The sequence below is a fragment of the Candidatus Micrarchaeota archaeon genome (genome assembly GCA_028866575.1).
Classification (GTDB): Archaea; Micrarchaeota; Micrarchaeia; order Micrarchaeales; family Micrarchaeaceae; genus UBA12276.
In genome coordinates, this window is the sequence record JAGWHU010000048.1 from 1 (window position 1) to 1,139 (window position 1,139).

The 1,139-nt window shown below is 62.9% G+C and carries 2 protein-coding genes; both read right to left on the reverse strand.

The window, feature by feature from the left end; translation table 11 throughout:
- The coding region (locus tag KGI06_06370) for a hypothetical protein (GenBank protein MDE1871833.1) at positions 1–832 on the reverse strand (832 nt) is incomplete at its 3' end.
- A 6-nt stretch (positions 833–838) separates the two neighbouring features.
- The coding region (locus KGI06_06375) for a hypothetical protein (GenBank protein MDE1871834.1) at positions 839–1,139 on the reverse strand (301 nt) is incomplete at its 5' end.

The following is a 1,139-nucleotide window of genomic DNA, read 5'->3' on the forward strand; positions in this document are numbered from 1 at the left end:
CGGACGGCAACACCTGGAGCAAGCTCCAGATCTTCGCCAACAGCTCATCGACGCTCACCACCCTCACAACCGCCTGGTTCACCGGGCTCACGAACGGCATCCTCGCGACTGACGAGAGTGGGAAGGTGATCGCGTCCTCCTCGATCGGCGCGAACCTCATCGCGGGGACCCTTGGCGTCTCGCACGGGGGAACGGGCCTTGGCACCTTCTCTTCCGGCGACATCATATACGCCAACGGCGCGAACTCTCTCGCGTCCCTCCCCAAGAGCACCGACGGATTGGTCCTCAAGCTCGTCGGAGGCTTCCCCTCATGGCAGACCGACCTCACCTCGGCGGGCGCAGCCGGCCTCTTCGCGACCACGACCGACTCCCTCGCCATCCACCCCTCCACCATCTCCAACGTCTTCCTGCTTGGTGAAGCGGCCACCACCACAAGCGGCAACATATTCGAAGTCTTAGGCTCCTCTCTCTTCCGTGGTACCGCCACCGCATACAACACCATCACCGCCCCCACGTTCACCGCCACCTCAACGTCCGCGCTCAACACCTTCCCGAACGCCTCCACCACCAACCTCACCGCAGCGAGCGAGTGGCTCACCGGACAAAGTGCTTCAGCGCTCCTTGCGCTCAATGAGAACAACCAGCTCATCGCCACCACCACGATCGGCACCAACCTCCTTTCGGGATCCCTCGGCTCCATCAACGGCACGAACCTCGACCGGGGGAGCTCCATCACCATCTCCGCGGCCTCCTCGACTCTCCTCACCGACCACAACACCTTCTCCCAGACCATCACCGGCTCTATCTCCGGGAACGCCGGCTCGGTCACCAACGGCGTCTATACCACCGACACGGGCTCGGTCACCAACACCATGCTCGCTGGCTCCATCGCCAACAACAAGCTCCTGAACTCTTCCGTCACCATCAACGGCACCACCTTCAACCTCGGAGACTCGAAGACCGTCACGGCAGCTTCCTCCTCCCTCCTTTCGGACGGCAACACCTGGAGCAAGCTCCAGATCTTCGCCAACAGCTCATCGACGCTCACCACCCTCACAACCGCCTGGTTCACCGGGCTCACGAACGGCATCCTCGCGACTGACGAGAGTGGGAAGGTGATCGCGTCCTCCTCGATCGGC